Annotated in this window: 14 protein-coding genes and 1 tRNA gene; 13 read left to right on the top strand and 2 right to left on the bottom strand. The window is 72.3% G+C overall.

The window, feature by feature from the left end:
- Positions 1-72 precede the first annotated feature (72 nt).
- The 12 genes from KSED_RS06265 (at position 73) to KSED_RS06320 (ending at position 11,505) form a co-directional block, all read left to right on the top strand.
- Positions 73-1,926, top strand: a complete 1,854-nt coding sequence (locus KSED_RS06265) for an ABC transporter ATP-binding protein (protein WP_015779261.1) — start codon at positions 73-75, stop codon at positions 1,924-1,926.
- On the top strand, positions 1,923-3,779 hold the full coding sequence (locus KSED_RS06270) for an ABC transporter ATP-binding protein (protein ID WP_015779262.1): 1,857 nt from the start codon (positions 1,923-1,925) through the stop codon (positions 3,777-3,779). The genes KSED_RS06265 and KSED_RS06270 overlap by 4 nt, the downstream gene beginning before the upstream one ends.
- Complete coding sequence (locus KSED_RS06275; protein WP_081439777.1) at positions 3,776-4,324, top strand: Trp biosynthesis-associated membrane protein; 549 nt, start codon at positions 3,776-3,778, stop codon at positions 4,322-4,324. Before KSED_RS06270 ends, KSED_RS06275 begins: the two co-directional genes overlap by 4 nt.
- Positions 4,325-4,366: 42 nt before the next feature.
- Positions 4,367-4,630, top strand: coding sequence for an HGxxPAAW family protein (locus KSED_RS06280; protein ID WP_015779264.1), 264 nt, complete (start codon positions 4,367-4,369; stop codon positions 4,628-4,630).
- Entirely contained in the window at positions 4,627-5,448 is an 822-nt protein-coding gene (trpC, locus tag KSED_RS06285) for an indole-3-glycerol phosphate synthase TrpC (RefSeq protein WP_015779265.1), read from the top strand. Before KSED_RS06280 ends, trpC begins: the two co-directional genes overlap by 4 nt.
- Positions 5,445-6,701 carry a tryptophan synthase subunit beta gene (gene trpB / locus KSED_RS06290; protein WP_015779266.1) on the top strand — a complete coding sequence of 419 codons (1,257 nt, stop codon included), beginning with the start codon at positions 5,445-5,447 and terminating at the stop codon, positions 6,699-6,701. The genes trpC and trpB overlap by 4 nt, the downstream gene beginning before the upstream one ends.
- Positions 6,698-7,576 carry a tryptophan synthase subunit alpha gene (gene trpA / locus KSED_RS06295; protein WP_015779267.1) on the top strand — a complete coding sequence of 293 codons (879 nt, stop codon included), beginning with the start codon at positions 6,698-6,700 and terminating at the stop codon, positions 7,574-7,576. The genes trpB and trpA overlap by 4 nt, the downstream gene beginning before the upstream one ends.
- A 14-nt stretch (positions 7,577-7,590) precedes the next feature.
- Positions 7,591-8,421, top strand: coding sequence for a DsbA family protein (locus KSED_RS13605; protein ID WP_015779268.1), 831 nt, complete (start codon positions 7,591-7,593; stop codon positions 8,419-8,421).
- Positions 8,418-9,290: a prolipoprotein diacylglyceryl transferase gene (gene lgt, locus KSED_RS06305; protein WP_015779269.1), complete on the top strand. Its 873-nt coding sequence runs from the start codon at positions 8,418-8,420 to the stop codon at positions 9,288-9,290. The genes KSED_RS13605 and lgt overlap by 4 nt, the downstream gene beginning before the upstream one ends.
- A 55-nt stretch (positions 9,291-9,345) precedes the next feature.
- Positions 9,346-10,758 carry a pyruvate kinase gene (gene pyk / locus KSED_RS06310; protein ID WP_015779270.1) on the top strand — a complete coding sequence of 471 codons (1,413 nt, stop codon included), beginning with the start codon at positions 9,346-9,348 and terminating at the stop codon, positions 10,756-10,758.
- 51 nt (positions 10,759-10,809) lie between these two features.
- Positions 10,810-10,892: transfer RNA gene (locus KSED_RS06315), tRNA-Leu, on the top strand.
- A 43-nt stretch (positions 10,893-10,935) separates the two neighbouring features.
- Entirely contained in the window at positions 10,936-11,505 is a 570-nt protein-coding gene (locus tag KSED_RS06320) for an ANTAR domain-containing response regulator (protein WP_015779271.1), read from the top strand.
- Positions 11,506-11,542: 37 nt separating this feature from the next.
- Here KSED_RS06320 and KSED_RS06325 read toward each other — a convergent pair whose 3' ends face one another.
- Positions 11,543-12,007, bottom strand: a complete 465-nt coding sequence (locus tag KSED_RS06325; RefSeq protein WP_015779272.1) for a PaaI family thioesterase — start codon at positions 12,005-12,007, stop codon at positions 11,543-11,545.
- Positions 12,008-12,054: 47 nt separating this feature from the next.
- Between KSED_RS06325 and polA the strand changes: the two genes are divergently transcribed.
- Complete coding sequence (polA, locus tag KSED_RS06330) at positions 12,055-14,769, top strand: DNA polymerase I (RefSeq protein ID WP_015779273.1); 2,715 nt, start codon at positions 12,055-12,057, stop codon at positions 14,767-14,769.
- A 107-nt stretch (positions 14,770-14,876) separates the two neighbouring features.
- On the opposite strand, the gene KSED_RS06335 is transcribed toward polA, so the two are convergent.
- Positions 14,877-16,571 carry a formate--tetrahydrofolate ligase gene (locus KSED_RS06335; protein WP_015779274.1) on the bottom strand — a complete coding sequence of 565 codons (1,695 nt, stop codon included), beginning with the start codon at positions 16,569-16,571 and terminating at the stop codon, positions 14,877-14,879.
- Positions 16,572-16,760 lie beyond the last annotated feature (189 nt).

Consider the following 16,760-nt stretch of genomic DNA (forward strand, 5'->3'; position numbering starts at 1 on the left):
CCACCTGCGCGCCGGTGGACGCGACGTGAGAACCTGAGCGTCCCACCCGTCGACGACTGCCCAGGAGGCTCCGTGCCGCCCCATGCCCCCAAGGCCTCCGCCTCGGCCGACCTCCTCGACGAGCAGGTCTCCACCCTGGAGGCCCTCCGGGTCGTGCGACAGGGCGTGCGCCGCGAACCGGGGTACTTCACCCTCGCGGTGCTGGGTTCCGTGGTGTGGGCGGCCTCCATCGTCGCGGTGGCGCGCGCCATCGGGTGGGCCGTCGAGACCATCGTGGAGCCGGCGGCCCGGTCCGGTGGCGTCGGCCTGCGCACCGCCCTGTGGGGCTTCGCGGTGGTGCTGGCGGCCTACATGCTGCAGGCGGCCTCGATGCTGGTGCGTCGTCTGGCCGCGGGCATGGTCGCCTTCCGCCTGGGCGCCACCTACCGCCGACTGGTCACCAACGCCTACCTCCGGCTCCCGCTGTCCTGGCACAAGCGCCACCCGGGGGGCCAGCTCCTGAGCAACGCGAACGCGGACGTCGAGACCACCTGGCGCATCTTCATGCCCCTGCCGATGTTCATCGGGGTGCTCTTCCTGCTCTTCTTCGCCGGCGTCTCCATCTACCTGGTCGACCCGGTCCTGGCCGCTGTCGCCGGGGTGGTCTTCCCGATCCTGGCCGTGCTGAACCTCTGGTACCAGCGGGTCATGGCGCCGCGTGCCCAGCTCACCCAGGAGCTGCGCAGCGAGGTCTCGCGGGTGGCCCACGAGAGCTTCGAGGCGGGGCTGGTCGTGAAGTCCATGGGCCGTGAGGACGCCGAGACCCAGCGGTTCGGGCGCAGCGCGGGGGAGCTGCGCGACGCCGCGATCTCGATGGGGCGCGTGCGCGGCCTGTTCGACCCCCTCATCGAGGCGCTGCCCCAGATCGGCACCGTCAGCGTCCTGGTGGTGGGCACCTGGCGGGCCGTGCACGGCGACGTGACCACCGGCGACGTGGTGGAGGTGGCCTACCTGTTCACCATGATGGCGATGCCGGTGCGCGCCCTCGGCTGGACCCTGTCGGAGGCCCCGGCCTCGGCCGTGGGCTGGCGCCGGGTCCAGGCGGTCCTCGCCGCGCCGGGCGGCCCGGGTACCGGGACGCGCGAGCTGACTGGGGAGGGAGGCCTGGACGTCCGCATCCGCGGGCTCACGCACGCCCACGCGGATGCGCCCGACGCGCCCGTCCTGCGGGGCATCGACCTGGACGTGCCCGCGGGCGAGACCGTGGCCGTGGTCGGGTCGACCGGGTCGGGCAAGTCCACCGTCGCGTCGCTCACCCTCGGGTTGTTGGAGCCCACCGGGGGCCACATCCGCTACGACGGCACCGACCTGGCCGACATCTCCCCGGAGTCCCTGGTGGAGGCCGCCGCGCTGGTGGAGCAGACCGCCTTCATGTTCGACGACTCGGTGCGCTTCAACGTGACCCTGGGCGACGAGTCCTTCAGCGAGGAGGAGGTCTGGGCCGCCCTCGAGGTGGCGCGCGCCGACGGCTTCGTGCGGGAGCTGTCCGAGGGACTGGACCAGCCGGTCGGGGAGCGGGGCGGCTCGCTCTCCGGCGGCCAGCGCCAGCGCATCGCCCTGGCCCGAGCCATCATCCGTCGCCCGCGCCTGCTGGTGCTCGACGACGCGACCAGCGCGGTCGACCCCTCGGTCGAGCGCGCGATCCTCACCCGCCTGCGCGACGGGCGGGCCGGCATGACCGTGCTGGTCGTGGCCTACCGGATGGCGACCATCGCGCTGGCCGACCGCGTCGCCTACCTGGAGGACGGGCGGATCGTGGCCACCGGGAGCCACGCGGAGCTGATGGCCTCGGTGCCCGGGTACGCCCGGGTGGTGGGTGCCTACGCGGCCGACCACGCCGAACGCCAGGCGGCACGGGACGCCACGACGCAGGGGAAGGACGTATGAGCACGCAGCAGGCACGCACGCAGGAGCCCGGCTCCGCCCGCGACCAGGCGTCCGGTGCCGCCAAGCTCGGCGACGGTTCCCGCATCGGCATCTCCGACACCGGCACCGTGGCCACGGTGCGCCGCGGGCTGAAGCTCTCCCCGGAGCTCACCCAAGGCTTCGGGCTCACGCTCTTCCTCGCTGCCCTGGCGACCCTCGGCAAGCTGGCCGTCCCGGTCGCCGTACAGCAGGCAACCGACCACGGCCTGCTCAGCGAGGGCGGTCCGGACGTCGACTACACGCTGACGATGGGCCTGGTCACGATGGCGGCCGTGCTGGTGCTCTCGGTGGCCAACTTCGCCGTGAACGTGCGCCTGTTCACCGCCGCCGAGAGCGGTCTGGCGACGCTGCGCACCAAGGCCTTCCGCCACATCCACGACCTGTCGATGCTCACCCAGAGCACCGAGCGGCGCGGCGCGCTGGTCTCCCGCGTGACGAGTGACGTGGACACCATCAGCCAGTTCGTGCAGTTCGGCGGCATCATGCTGATCCTGTCCGTGGGGCAGATCGTGGCCGTCACCGCGCTGATGGTGGTCTACAGCCCGTGGCTGGCCCTCACCGTGTGGGTGGTCTTCCTGCCCATGCTGCTGGGCATCCGCAAGCTGCAGCCCTTCGTCGGGCGGGGCTACGCCCGGGTGCGCGAGCGCGTCGGGGCCATGCTGAGCGCGGTCTCGGAGTCCATCGCCGGTGCCTCCACCATCCGCGCCTACGGCAGCCAGGAGGTCACCCGGCAGCGCATGACCGAGGCGATCCTGGCGCACCGCAGTGCGGCCGTCCGCGCGCAGATGCGCACGGTCAGCGTGTTCACCCTCGGCATGATGTCCTCCGGGCTCGCGGTGGCCGCAGTGGTCGGCGTCGGCACGGTCCTGGTCGGCCGGGGCTGGATCAGCCTGGGCGAGATGGTGGCCTTCGTGTTCCTCGTGCAGCTGTTCACGGCGCCGGTGAACCAGGCCACCGAGATCCTCAACGAGCTGCAGAACGCGGTGGCCTGCTGGCGCCGCGTCATCGGCATCATCGACACCCCCGCGGACGTCTCCGACCCCGAGGACGGCGTGACCAGCCCCCGCGGCCCGGCCAGCGTCACCTTCCGGGAGGTGGACTTCGCCTACCCGCGCAGCGGGCTGGTGCTGCGGGACGTGAACCTGACCTTCGAGGCCGGGCGCCGTCACGCCATCGTGGGGGAGACGGGCTCGGGCAAGACCACCGTCGCCAAGCTGATGACGCGCCTGCAGGACCCCAAGTCCGGGGCGGTGCTCCTCGATGGGGTGGACCTGCGGGAGCTCTCCTTCGCCTCCCTGCGCGAACGGATCGTGCTGGTGCCGCAGGAGGGCTTCCTGTTCGACACGACGTTGGGGGAGAACCTGCGCTTCGCCGCGGCAGACGCCACGGACGAGGACCTGGACCGCGCCATCGACGAGCTGGACCTGCGCAGCTGGGTCGACACCATGCCCCACGGCCTCGCCACCCCGGTGGGCCAGCGGGGTGAGTCCCTCTCGGCCGGGGAGCGGCAGCTGGTCGCCCTGCTGCGGGCCCGCTTGGCCGACCCCGACTTGCTGGTCCTCGACGAGGCGACCTCCGCGGTGGACCCCGGCACCGAGGTCCGCGTGCAGCACGCCCTGGAGAAGCTGACCCAGGGCCGCACGTCGGTGGCGATCGCTCACCGGCTGTCGACCGCCGAGAACGCCGACGTGGTGGTGGTGATGGACTCCGGGCGGGTCGATGCGGTGGGCCACCACACCGAGGTGCTGCGCACCAGCCCCGTCTATCAGGGGCTCCACGCCTCGTGGGTCGCGCAACGAGAGGATGTGGCATGAGGTCCAAACCGATGACCGTGCTGGGCGGGCTCGCCCTGTGCGCGCTGGCGGGGGTGCTGCTGACGCTCACCTGGACCACCGGCACCCCCGAGGGTGGCCTGGGCGGGGGCACCCGCCTGGACCTCAGCGGCCCCGAGTCCACGGCCGTGGTGCGGCCGGCCCTGCTGACCGCGGCGGCCGGACTGCTCGTGGCCGCCTTCCTGGGCCCCGTGGCCCGACGCGTGGCCGGTGTGGTCGTGGTGCTCTCGGGGGTGGCGGTGGTGGTCGGGTCGGTCCTGGTCCTCCTGGACCCCTCGGCGCCGGTGGCCCAGGCCGCGGCCGAGGCCTGGGGACTGGCGGACGCCGGCTCGGTGGACGCCCATGGCACCGCCACCTGGGCACCGTGGGCCACCGCCGCGGTGGGGGTGCTGCTGGCCCTCACCGGGGTGGCTGTCCTGCTGGCCCGCTGGCAGGGGCTGGGGTCGCGCTACGACCGCGAGGGCACGCGAGAACGCGCCGACGAACCGTTGTGGGACAGCCTCAGCCGGGGCGAGGACCCGACCTGAGATACTGACCGCACTCCCGCTGAACCGCCCGAGAGGAACACCATGAGCCAGGCGAACACCGCCCCCCACGCCACGCAGCACCAGGCCCGCCTTCCCGAGCCGGAGGAGGTGCACGACGACCACGGCAACAGCGTGGCCGCGTGGACCGGCGTCACGATCATGATCATCGGCTCCATCCTGTGGACCCTCGGGATCGTGATCTCCCAGGAGGTCATCATGTGGATCGGTGTCGCGCTCACGGTCATCGGCGCGCTGGCGTGGCCGATCGGCGTCAAGATGGGCTACGGCGGCGCGTCCCACCAGTGACCCCCACGGTGCTGGACGCGATCCTCGAGGGGGTCCGCGAGGACGTCGCCGACCGCGAGCGGGCGGTGCCCCGGGCCGCCCTGGCGCAGGTCCCGGTGGCCGCACCGCGCCCGGTGCTGGGCGCCTTCCGCGCTCCCGGCGCCTCCCTCATCGCGGAGATCAAGCGCAGCAGCCCCAGCAAGGGGGTGCTGGCCCCCATCGGTGAGCCGGCCGACCTCGCCCGCACCTACGAGCGCGCCGGCGCCACGGCCGTCTCGGTGCTCACCGAGCGCCGCCGGTTCGGGGGGTCGCTGGCTGACCTGGTGGCCGTGCGTGCCGCGGTGGACCTGCCCCTGCTGCGCAAGGACTTCGTGGTGGGCGAGTACCAGGTGCACGAGGGACGGGCCGCCGGCGCCGACCTGGTGCTGCTCATCGTCGCGGCCCTGGACGACGCGCAGCTCTCCGACCTGCTCGCCCTCACCCACGACCTGGGCATGGAGGCCCTGGTCGAGGTGCACGACGAGGCCGAGCTCGAACGCGCGGTCACCGTGGCCAGCCGCATCATCGGTGTCAACAGCCGCAACCTGAAGACCCTCGAGGTGGACCCCGGCACCCCGGCCCGGCTGGTGCCGCAGGTGCCTGCCGACGTGGTCGCGGTCAGCGAGTCCGGCATCCGCACCCCCCAGGACGTCGACACCGCCGTCCGCGCCGGCGCCCGCGCCGTCCTGGTGGGCGAGGCACTCGTCACGGCGGAGGACCCCGGCGCCGCTGCGGCGGCCCTCGTCGCGGCCGGCGCCCCCTCATCGCACGCCCCCACGACCGGAGGTGCCTCGGCATGACGGACCTGTTCACCCCCCAGTTCGGCGAGTTCGGCGGCGCCTACGTGCCCGAGGCGCTCACGGCCGCGCTCGTGGAGCTCGACGCCGAGCTCACCCGGGCCTTGGTCGACCCCGAGTTCACCGACCGCCTCAACGGCCTGCACGCCACCTACACCGGACGTCCCAGCCCGCTGACCGACGCCCGCCGGCTCTCGGAGCACGCCGGGGGTGCCCGCATCCTGCTCAAGCGCGAGGACCTGAACCACACCGGATCGCACAAGATCAACAACGTCCTGGGCCAGGTGCTGCTCGCCGAGCGGATGGGCAAGCGCCGTGTGATCGCCGAGACCGGCGCCGGCCAGCACGGGGTGGCCACCGCCACCGCCGCGGCGCTGATGGGCATGGAGTGCACGGTCTACATGGGGGCCGTGGACACCCGCCGGCAGGCCCTCAACGTCGCGCGTATGCAGCTGCTGGGTGCGGAGGTGGTGGCCGTCGAGCACGGCTCGGCCACCCTCAAGGACGCGATCAATGAGGCCATGCGCGACTGGGTGGCCAGTGTCGAGGACACCCACTACGTCCTGGGCACCGTCACCGGACCCCACCCCTTCCCGACGATGGTGCGGCGCTTCCACGAGGTGATCGGCACCGAGGCCCGCGAGCAGGTGCTGGCCGTCGCCGGCCGGCTGCCCGACGTGGCCGTCGCGTGTGTGGGCGGAGGGTCCAACGCCATCGGCCTGTTCTCCGGCTTCCTCGACGACCCCTCGGTGGAGCTCGTCGGCTGCGAGGCCGGGGGAGAGGGCATCGAGTCCGGCCGCCACGCGGCCCGCTTCGCCGCCGGGCGCCCCGGGGTGCTGCACGGCGCCGCGACCTACGTGCTGCAGGACGAGGGCGGCCAGACGCTCGAGACGCACTCGGTCAGCGCTGGGCTGGACTACCCCAGCGTGGGTCCGGAGCACAGCCACCTCCACGCCACGGGGCGGGCCCGGTACGTGCCCGTGACCGATGACGAGGCGATGGACGCCTTCCGGGTGCTCTGCCGCACCGAGGGGATCATCCCCGCCATCGAGTCCGCGCACGCCGTCGCCGGGGCGATCACCGAGGCCCGCCGGCTCGGGCCCGACGGCCTGGTGCTGGTGAACCTGTCCGGCCGCGGCGACAAGGACGTCGACACCGCAGCCCGGTGGTTCGGGCTGGTGGACGACCAGGGCGAGGCGCAGCCCGCCGCCGACGAGGACGCCGACGACAGCACCGCCCAGGGAGTCGAGTCATGAGCAACGCACTGGAGTCCCGCTTCGCGCAGGTGGCCGATGAGGGGCGCTCCGCCCTGGTGGTCTACCTCCCCGTCGGCTTCCCGGACGTCCGCACCTCCTGCGCGGCCATGGTGGCCGCCGTGGAGGCCGGCGCGGACGTCATCGAGATCGGCATCCCGTACACCGACCCGGTCATGGACGGCCCGGTCATCCAGAACGCCGCCGACCGGGCCCTCGAGCACGGTGCCGGGGTCCCCGACGCGCTGGAGTGCGCGCGCGCCGTGGCGGCCGCCGGTGGCGTGCCGGTGGTGATGAGCTACTGGAACCCGCTGCTGGCCCACGGGGTCGAGGCGCTGGCCGCCGAGCTCGCCGAGGCGGGCGCGGCCGGCGTGATCCTGCCGGACCTGCCCCCGGAGGCAGCCGGGGCGTGGCACCGCGCGGCGGACGCGCACGACCTCTCGACCGTGCACCTGGTCGCCCCGAGCACGACGCCGGAGCGAGTCGCCCGCATCACCGCGGCCTCCAGCGGGTTCGTGTACGCCGCCAGCACGATGGGGGTGACCGGCGCCCGGGCCTCGGTCTCGGACGTCGCCGCCGAGGTGGTGGCCCGGGTGCGCGCGACCACCGACCTCCCCGTCGCCCTGGGGCTGGGCGTGTCCTCCGGCGAGCAGGCCCGCCAGGTGACAGCCTTCGCCGACGGGGTGATCGTCGGCTCGGCCCTCGTCACCGCGCTCGCCCGTGACTGTGGGGTGGACCTCGGCGCCGCACCGGCCGCCGACCCGGCCGCGCCCGAGTCCGTGGCACCATCTGCTCCCAGCGGACCCTCAGGTTCTGCGGCTAACTTCCCGCGCATGACGGCACTGGTGCAGGAGATCGCCGGCGCCCTCGACGACTGATCAGGAGACACACCATGCCCGTGGACAACAGCCCCCGCCCCAGCGGCGCCCACCGACCCGCCGGGAGCTCCGGCGGCGGCGTGAGCAAGGCGCTCATCGCCCTCATCGCGGCCCTGGTCGTCGGCGCCCTCGTGGTGCTGGGCATCTGGCTGCTCGGTCAGGGGGACGACGACGACTCGACAGCGGCCCCCAGCAGCTCCACCAACTCACAGTCCGGCTCGGGTGACCCCAGCAGCGGCACCCCCGCGGACATGGCGGTGCCCCAGGGCATGCCCGAGAAGCCGGCCGGTGTGACCGTCGGAGAGGCCGGCGGCCCGGAGCTCATCATCTTCGAGGACTTCCAGTGCCCCGCCTGCAAGAGCTTCGAGGATCTGCTGGGTGACGACATCGCCACGATGATTGACGACGGTAAGGCCCAGGTCACGTACTTCCCAAAGACTTTCCTTGACGGGAATTTGGGCACAGATCACTCCGAGCGGGCGGCCTCGGCCGCGTTCTGCGCGAGCGATGGTGGGAAGTTCCGGGAGTACCATGATGCGCTCTTCGCCAACCATCCGGAGCGTGAGGGTGACGGTTGGACGGACGAGCAGTTGAAGGGCTTCGGCAAGGACGCCGGCCTCGAAGGTGACGCCTTGGCGACCTTCGAGAAGTGCGTCGCCGATGGCACCTACCGCGAATATGCGAAGGCCTCCGAGGCCAGGAGCAGCGAGATGGGCGTGATGAGCACCCCCACCGTCTACCTCAATGGGCAGCGCATGGAGCTCACGAACGCTGAGGACTTCCGCAAGCAGGTTGACGAGGCCGGGGCCCCCCAGAAGTCCGACGCGAGCCCCAGCGCCTCGTGACCCTCCCTGCCGCGATCCCCAGCCCCACCCAGTCGGTGTGGTGGCTGGGGCCCCTCCCGGTCCGCGCCTACGCCCTGTGCATCCTCGCGGGCGTGGGCGTGGCCCTGTGGTTGGCCATCCGTCGCTGGGAGCACCGGGGTGGTGAGGCCGATGACGTCCTGGACGTCGCGCTGTGGGCCCTACCGCTGGGCCTGGTCGGAGGCCGCATCTACCACGTCATCACCTCACCGGAGGCCTACTTCGGCGAGGGCGGGGAGCCGCTGAAGGCCTTCGCCATCTGGGAGGGCGGCCTGGGCATCTGGGGCGCGGTCGCCCTGGGCGCCGTGGGCGCCTGGGTCGCCTGTCGACGCCGCGGGTGGTCCTTCGCCTCGTTCGCCGACGCGGTGGCGCCGGGCGTGCTGTTCGCCCAGGCCCTCGGCCGCCTGGGCAACTGGTTCAACAACGAGCTCTACGGTGGTCCGACGGACCTCCCGTGGGGGCTGACCATCCACGCGTGGAACCAGTCCGCGGGCCGGGCCCGCCTCGACGAGGCGGGTGACCCCATCGTGCTGGGCACCTTCCACCCGACCTTCCTCTACGAGGCGCTGTGGTGCATCGCCGCCGGCGTGCTGATCCTGGCCCTGGACCGGGTGAAGGACCTCGCTGCCGGGCAGGTGGCCGCCCTGTACCTCATGCTCTACACGCTAGGGCGCTTCTTCATCGAGATGATGCGCACCGACGAGGCCAACACCTTCCTCGGCCAGCGGATCAACGTCTGGGTCTCGTTGGTGGTCTTCCTGCTCGGTGCCTTCCTATACTGGCGGGCGAGGCGCAAGGGCGCGCCGAGCCACCGCACGGAACGGGCAGAGGCGGGGTCCACGCCCCGCTGAGCGATCCCTCCCCGGGACCTGTCCTGCCGTGCCCGCCCCACGAAAGGCACCCACCATGCGTCGCGCCAAGATCGTCTGCACCCTTGGTCCCGCCACCACCGACGACAGCGTCCTGAGGCAGTTGGTGGAGGCGGGCATGGACGTGGCCCGGCTCAACATGTCGCACGGCACGCAGGCCGACAAGGAGGGGCTGGTCTCCACGCTGCGCAGCCTGGATGCCAACAGCGACCACGCCATCGCGGTGCTGGTGGACCTGCAGGGGCCCAAGATCCGTACGGGCACCTTCGCCGACGGCCCGGTCGAGCTGGTCGAGGGGGCCACCTTCACCCTCACCACTCGCGAGGTCCCCGGATCGGTCGACGAGGTGGGCACGACCTACGCGGGTCTGGCCGCCGACGTCTCGGTGGGGGACCAGCTGCTGCTCAACGACGGCAACATCGAGCTGCGCGCCACCGAGGTGACGGACACCGACGTGGTCACCACGGTGGTGGTCGGCGGCGAGCTGAGCGACCACAAGGGCATCAACCTGCCCGGCGTGGCCGTGAGTGTGCCCGCGCTGAGCGACAAGGACGCCGACGACTTGCGCTGGGCGATGGGCCAGGAGGTCGACGCCGTGGCCCTGTCCTTCGTGCGCACCGCGCAGGACGTCGAGGCCGTGCACGCGGTGATGGACGAGTTCGGCCGCCGCATCCCGGTGATCGCCAAGATCGAGAAGCCGCAGGCCCTGGAGAACCTCGAGGAGATCGTCGAGGCCTTCGACGGCATCATGGTGGCCCGCGGTGACCTCGGCGTGGAGATGCCGCTGGAGGACGTGCCCGTGGCCCAGAAGACGATGGTGGAGCTCGCCCGGCGCCGCGCCAAGCCGGTGATCGTGGCCACCCAGGTGCTCGAGTCGATGATCTCGAACCCGCGCCCGACCCGCGCCGAGGCCTCGGACTGCGCCAACGCCGTGCTCGACGGTGCTGATGCGGTGATGCTCTCCGGTGAGACCTCGGTGGGCCAATACCCCGTGGAGTGCGTGGGGGTGATGACCCGCATCATCGCCTCCACCGAGGAGATGGCCCTCCACCGGATGCGGGGGCTCACCGACATCCCGCGCACGGTCACCGGTGCCGTGACCCGGGCCGCCGTGGAGGTGGGCCACGAGATCGGGGCGGTGGCCTACGTCGCCTTCACCACGACCGGCTCCTCCGCCCGCCGGCTCGCCCGCACGCGGGCCGCGGAGCCGCTGTTGGCGTTCACCCCGGACCCCGCCATCCGCCGGCAGCTGGCCCTCACCTGGGGCGTGCAGACCGTGCTGCTGCCCAAGGTGGACAGCATCGAGGAGATGTTCCGGCAGGTCGACGAGGCCCTGGCCGCCGACGACCGCTTCACCGACGGGGACCGGCTGGTGGTGGTGGCCGGCACCCCCATCGGCGTGCCCGGGAGCGTCAACACGATGCGGGTGCACGCGCTGGCCAAGGCCTGAACCTCGGTCACGGGCAGGGGCGCCCGCCCGTTACACTGGCGCGCGCCGCTCGCCGGGGTGGTGGAATGGCAGACACGGAGCACTCAAAATGCTCTGCCCGAGAGGGCGTGCGGGTTCGAGTCCCGCTCCCGGCACCCAGCGTCCACCCGGACGCTCCCGAATGATTGGACTGGGCCTGTGCGCATCGTCGTGGCCGAGGACGAGGCGGTCATCCGCCTGGACCTGGTGGAGATCCTCACCGAGCTGGGCCACGAGGTGGTCGCCCAGGTGGGGGACGGGCGTGCCGCTGTGCAGGCCGCGTGCGAGCACCGGCCCGATCTCGCGGTGATGGACGTGAAGATGCCCGTCCTGGACGGGATCACTGCCGCCGAGGAGCTCGCACGCGAGGCCGTGTGCCCGGTGGTGCTGCTCACGGCCTTCTCCGATGCGGACCTCGTGTCCCGGGCTGCCGAGGCCGGAGTGCTCGCCTATGTCACCAAGCCGTTCGGACCGAGCGACCTCGCCCCGGCCCTGGCGGTGGCGAGGGCCCGCTTCGAGCAGGTCCGGGCCCTGGAGTCCGAGGTGGCCGACCTCACCGAGCGCTTCGAGGCCCGCAAGGACGTGGACCGCGCCAAGGGGCTGCTGCAGAAGCAGCTGGGGATCGACGAGACGCAGGCCTTCCGGTGGCTCCAGAAGACGGCGATGGACCGCCGGTTGTCGATGCGGGAGGTCGCCCGCGCCGTCGTCGAGCAGATGGGTCGGGGCTGACCCGGGGCCGGGTGCGCGGCCGCGCTGCCGGCGCCGCTCAGCCGCGCGGCGCGGTCAACAACGAGCAGGTGAGGCGGGAGCTGCAGACGCGCTTGCCCGCATCGTCGGTGATGACGATCTCGTAGGTGGCCGACGAGCGGCCGCGGTGCACCGGGGTGGCCACGGCGTGCACGGAGCCGCTGCGGACGGCGCGGTGGTGGGTGGCGTTGATGTCCACCCCGACGGCGGCCCGGTCCGGCCCGGCGTGCAGGGCGGCGGCGATGGAGCCCACCGTCTCGGCCAGCACCACGCTCGCCCCGCCGTGGAGCAGGCCGTAGGGCTGGGTGTTGCCCTCCACCGGCATGGAGGCCGCGACCCGCTCGGGAGTCGCCTCGGTGACCTCGATCCCCATCCGGGTCGACAGCGCACCGGGACCCGCGGAGAAGACCCGCGCCATCTCCTGCTCGACGGTGGGCGCAGCCTGAGGACGGGGGGCGCTGGGGGAGGGGGTGGGCTCGCTCACGGTTGCTCCTTCGTCGACTGTCGGTGTCGAGGCTTAGGCTGCCATGCGTGACTCGCCTGCTGCTGCTCGACGGACACTCGCTCGCCTACCGCGCCTTCTTCGCCCTGCCCGCGGAGAACTTCTCCACGGCCACCGGCCAGCACACGAACGCGGTGTACGGCTTCACCTCCATGCTCATCAACGTGCTGCGCGACGAGCAACCCACACACGTGGCCGTGGCCTTCGACCTCTCCCGCCAGACCTTCCGCAGCGAGGAGTACGCCGAGTACAAGGCCGGCCGGGCCAAGACCCCGGACGAGTTCGCCGGGCAGGTCTCGCTGGTGCAGGAGGTGCTCGACGCGATGGGGATCGCGCACGTGAGCAAGGAGGGCTTCGAGGCCGACGACGTGATCGCCACCCTGACCACTGCCGCGCGCTCGGCCGGCATGGAGGTGCTGATCTGCTCGGGCGATCGCGATGCCCTGCAGCTGGTGGACGAGAAGGTCACCGTGCTGTACCCGCGCAAGGGGGTCTCGGACCTCGCGCGCATGACGCCCACTGCGGTCGAGGAGAAGTACGGCGTGCCTCCCGAGCGCTACTCGGACCTTGCGGCCCTGGTGGGGGAGAGCGCCGACAACCTGCCCGGGGTGCCGGGGGTGGGCCCCAAGACCGCGGCCAAGTGGCTGGGCCTGTACGGCGATCTCGGGGGCGTGGTCGACCACGCCGACGCCATCAAGGGCAAGGCCGGCCAGAACTTCCGCGACCACCTCGACCAGGTGCTGCGCAACCGTCGGCTCAACCAACTGGTCACGGACGTGGAGCTGCCGCTGACTCTGGACGCCGCGGCCTGGGACACCTTCGACCGGGAGAAGGTCCACGAGGTCTTCGACGCCCTGGAGTTCCGGGTGCTGCGCGACCGCATGTTCGAGTACCTCGGGGTGGAGGGTGCCGAGGTCACCGAGGCGGTGCAGGTGCAGACCTCGCTGATCGCCCCCGACGCCCTGGCCGACTGGCTGGCCGCGCACCCCGAGGGCGTGCTGGGCCTCGAGCTGGTCCTGCCTGCCCCGGCCAGCGTGGCGGGCCGTCACCGCACGGAGCCGCAGGGACTGGCCCTGGCCTCGGAGCAGGAGACCGGCTGGTTCGAGCTCGCCGGCCGCACGCCCGCGGACGAGGCAGCCCTGGCCGCGCTGCTGGCCGCGGCCGGCGACCGGCTGGTGGTGCACGACGTCAAGCGCGTGGTGCACGCGCTGCGCGAGATCGGCCTGCGGCTCGAGACGGTGGCCGTCGACACCGCGCTCGCGGCCTACCTGGTGCGCCCGGACCAGCGCTCCTACGACCTCGCGGACCTGTGCCTGCGGCACCTCCAACGGGAGCTGCCCACCGCGGAGGACTCCGGCCCGGGGGAGGCCCTGTTCGACGCGAGCGAGGTGGACGGCAGCACCGACGGCCTCACGACGGCTGCGCGCACCGCAGCGCTGCGGGCGGCGGCGGTCCGCGAGCTGGCACCGGTGCTGCAGCAGGAGGTCGAGGACATCGGGGCCGCGGGTCTGGAACGGGACCTCGAGCTCCCGCTGGCGCGCCACCTCGTGGCCATGGAGGCGACGGGCATCGCCGTGGACACCGACCGTCTGGACGCGCTGGAGGGCGAGTTCGCCGACCAGGTGGCGCAGGCGACCGCCGACGCCCACGCCGCCATCGACGACCCGGGCGTCAACCTGGGCTCGCCGAAGCAGCTGCAGGAGGTGCTCTTCGAGCGGCTGGGGCTGCCGAAGACCAAGAAGACCAAGACCGGGTACACCACGGACGCCGACGCCCTGGTGTGGCTCCGCGCCCAGGCCTCCGAGGGCTCCACGGCCGAGACCTTCCTGGAGGCGCTGCTGCGCCACCGTGACGTCACGCGCTTGCGCTCGACGGTGCAGGGGCTGCAGAAGGCCGTGGACGCTGACGGCCGCATCCACACCACCTACCAGCAGACCATCGCGGCCACCGGGCGTCTGAGCAGCGTGGACCCGAACCTGCAGAACATCCCGATCCGCACCGAGGCGGGCCGTCGGATCCGTGAGGTGTTCGTGGTGGGCAGCGGGTTCGACCACCTCATGAGCGCCGACTACAGCCAGATCGAGATGCGCATCATGGCGCACCTCTCGGGCGACGAGGGCCTCATCGAGGCCTTCCGAGCCGGGGAGGACCTCCACCGCTACGTGGGCTCCAAGGTCTTCCAGGTGGCCCCCGAGGAGGTCACGGCCGAGATGCGCGCCAAGGTCAAGGCCATGTCCTACGGCCTGGCCTACGGGTTGTCCTCGTTCGGCCTGAGCAAGCAGCTGGGCATCACGCCCGCGGAGGCCTCGGCCCTCATGGACGAGTACTTCGCCCGCTTCGGGGGGGTGCGCGACTACCTGCGGGCGGTGGTCGACGAGGCCCGCCGCACCGGGTACACCGAGACGATGCTGGGCCGGCGCCGCCCGCTGCCCGACCTCGCGAGCACCAATCGGCAGCGCCGGGAGATGGCCGAGCGGATGGCGCTCAACGCCCCGATTCAGGGCTCGGCGGCCGACGTCATGAAGCTGGCCATGCTCAAGGTGGAGGATGCCCTCGACGCCCAGAGGTTGGCCTCCCGGGTGCTGCTGCAGGTGCACGACGAACTGGTGCTGGAGGTCGCCCCCGACGAGGGGTCGGCCGTCGAGGCGCTGGTCCGCGAGGCGATGGGCAGCGCCCTCGACCTGGACGTGCCGCTGGACGTCAGCATCGGCACCGGGCGCTCCTGGCACGACGCCGCACACTGAGCGGATCCCGCCCGCTGGGCGTCGACACGACGGCGGGCCCGCAGGGAGTTCCCCCGCGGGCCCGCCGTCGTCTCACTGGCCCGGAACCGGCTTACGTCGAGGTCGACTCAGAACAGGCCGACGACGTTCCCCTGCTCGTCGAGGTCGATGCGCTCGGCACCCGGGTGCTTCGAGAGCCCCGGCATGGTCATGATCGACCCGGCCAGTGCGTAGACGTAGCCGGCGCCCGCGGCGAGGCGGACCTCGCGGATCGGCAGGGTCCACCCGGTTGGGGCCCCCTTGAGGTTCGGGTCGTGACTCAGCGACATCTGGGTCTTGGCGATGAGCACCGGCAGCTCGCCGTACCCGCGCTCGGTGTACTGCTCCAGGGCCCTGCGCGCCGCGGGCTCGAAGCTCACCCCATCGGCCCCGTAGACGCCGGTGGCGATCTTCTCGATTTTGGTGGCCAACGGGTCGGAGAGCTCGTAGGTGGGCGTGAAGGAGGTCTCCTCCTCGCAGGCCTCGGCGACCACGCGGGCGAGCTCGCGCGCGCCCTGGCCGCCCTCGGCCACGTGCGTGGAGACCGCCACGCGGGCGCCCTCCTCGGTGGCGATGCGGCGGATCACCTCGTGCTCGCTGTCGTGGTCGGTGGGGAAGGCGTTGATGGCCACCACCGGCTGCACGCCGAAGGAGCGGATGATGGACAGGTGCTTGCGGAGGTTGGGGGCGCCGGCCTCCACGTCGGCCGGTCCCTCGGCCAGCATCTCCGCGGGCAGCTCCTTGCCGAGCTTCACCTGGAAGCGGTCCGAGTGGGCCTTGAGCGCGCGGACCGTGACCACGACGACCGCGGCGTCCGGGGTCAGGCCGGCGGCGCGGCACTTCACGTTGAAGAAGCGCTCGGCACCCATGTCGGCGGCGAACCCGGCCTCCGTCACCAGGAAGTCCCCGGCCCGGGAGCCGATGCGGTCGGCCACCACCGAGGAGTTGCCGGTGGCGATGTTGCCGAACGGGCCGGTGTGGATGAGGGCCGGGGTTCCCTCCAGGGTCTGCAGCAGGTTGGGCTTCAGCGCGTCGCGCAGCAGCACCGCCATCGCGCCGGCCGCCTTGAGGTCCTCGGCCGTCACCGGCTCGCCGGCCTTCGTCCAGCCGACGACGATGCGGCCGAGACGCTCGCGCAGGTCGGCCAGCGAGGTGGCCAGGGCGAGGATCACCATCACCTCGCTGGCGGCGGTGATGTCGAAGCCGGACTGGCGGGTCACGCCGTCCATGGGCCCGCCGTTGCCCTCGATGATGGCGCGCAGCGCGCGGTCGTTGATGTCCAGGACGCGGCGCCACTCGACCGTGTGGATGCCGAGCTCGTTGCCGTGGTGGAGGTGGTTGGAGACCATGGCCGCCAGCAGGTCGTGGGCCGCGGTCACGGCGTGGAAGTCACCGGTCAGGTGCAGGTTGAGCACCTCCATGGGCACCACCTGCGAGTAGCCACCGCCGGCGGCCCCGCCCTTGATGCCGAAGACCGGGCCCAACGACGGCTGACGCAGCGCGAGCACGGGGGAGTGGCCCTCCTTCGCCAGGCCCTGGGCCAGCCCGACCGCGGTGGTCGTCTTGCCCTCGCCGAAGGGCGTGGGGGTCACGGCGGTCACCACGACGTACTTGGCCTGCGGCCGGTCGGCCAGCTGGTCGATGGTGGAGAGGTCCACCTTCGCGACGTGGTGGCCGTAGGGCTCGAGCTGGGCGGTGTCGATCCCCATGTCCTGCGCCACATCGAGGGGGCTGCGGAGCTGGGCGTCGCGGGCGATCTCGATGTCTGAGGGCAGAGGCGTCATGCAGTCATCCTGCACCACGGTCGGTTTGGGGTGCGAGGGGTCGCGCAGGTAGGGTTGCGGGGCGCGTCCCGTGTGCGGGCCCGCGTGAGAAGTACCGTGAGAAGCACTCAGCAGTGCCCAGCAGTCATCCGGCACGACCTGACACGCACACAGCAGTATCCAGTACCTGTCCACTCGGACCCCCGAGCA

It is taken from the genome of Kytococcus sedentarius DSM 20547 (assembly GCF_000023925.1).
GTDB classification, from domain to species: Bacteria; Actinomycetota; Actinomycetes; order Actinomycetales; family Dermatophilaceae; genus Kytococcus; species Kytococcus sedentarius.

Bases quoted from the DNA above. Each gene is read 5' to 3' on its own strand.
- KSED_RS06270 (WP_015779262.1), top strand. From the start codon at position 1,923: ATGAGCACGCAGCAGGCACGCACGCAGGAGCCCGGCTCCGCCCGCGAC.
- KSED_RS06335 (WP_015779274.1), bottom strand. From the start codon at position 16,571: ATGACGCCTCTGCCCTCAGACATCGAGATCGCCCGCGACGCCCAGCTC.
- KSED_RS13605 (WP_015779268.1), top strand. From the start codon at position 7,591: ATGCCCGTGGACAACAGCCCCCGCCCCAGCGGCGCCCACCGACCCGCC.
- KSED_RS06275 (WP_081439777.1), top strand. From the start codon at position 3,776: ATGAGGTCCAAACCGATGACCGTGCTGGGCGGGCTCGCCCTGTGCGCG.
- trpB (WP_015779266.1), top strand. From the start codon at position 5,445: ATGACGGACCTGTTCACCCCCCAGTTCGGCGAGTTCGGCGGCGCCTAC.
- pyk (WP_015779270.1), top strand. From the start codon at position 9,346: ATGCGTCGCGCCAAGATCGTCTGCACCCTTGGTCCCGCCACCACCGAC.
- trpA (WP_015779267.1), top strand. From the start codon at position 6,698: ATGAGCAACGCACTGGAGTCCCGCTTCGCGCAGGTGGCCGATGAGGGG.
- KSED_RS06280 (WP_015779264.1), top strand. From the start codon at position 4,367: ATGAGCCAGGCGAACACCGCCCCCCACGCCACGCAGCACCAGGCCCGC.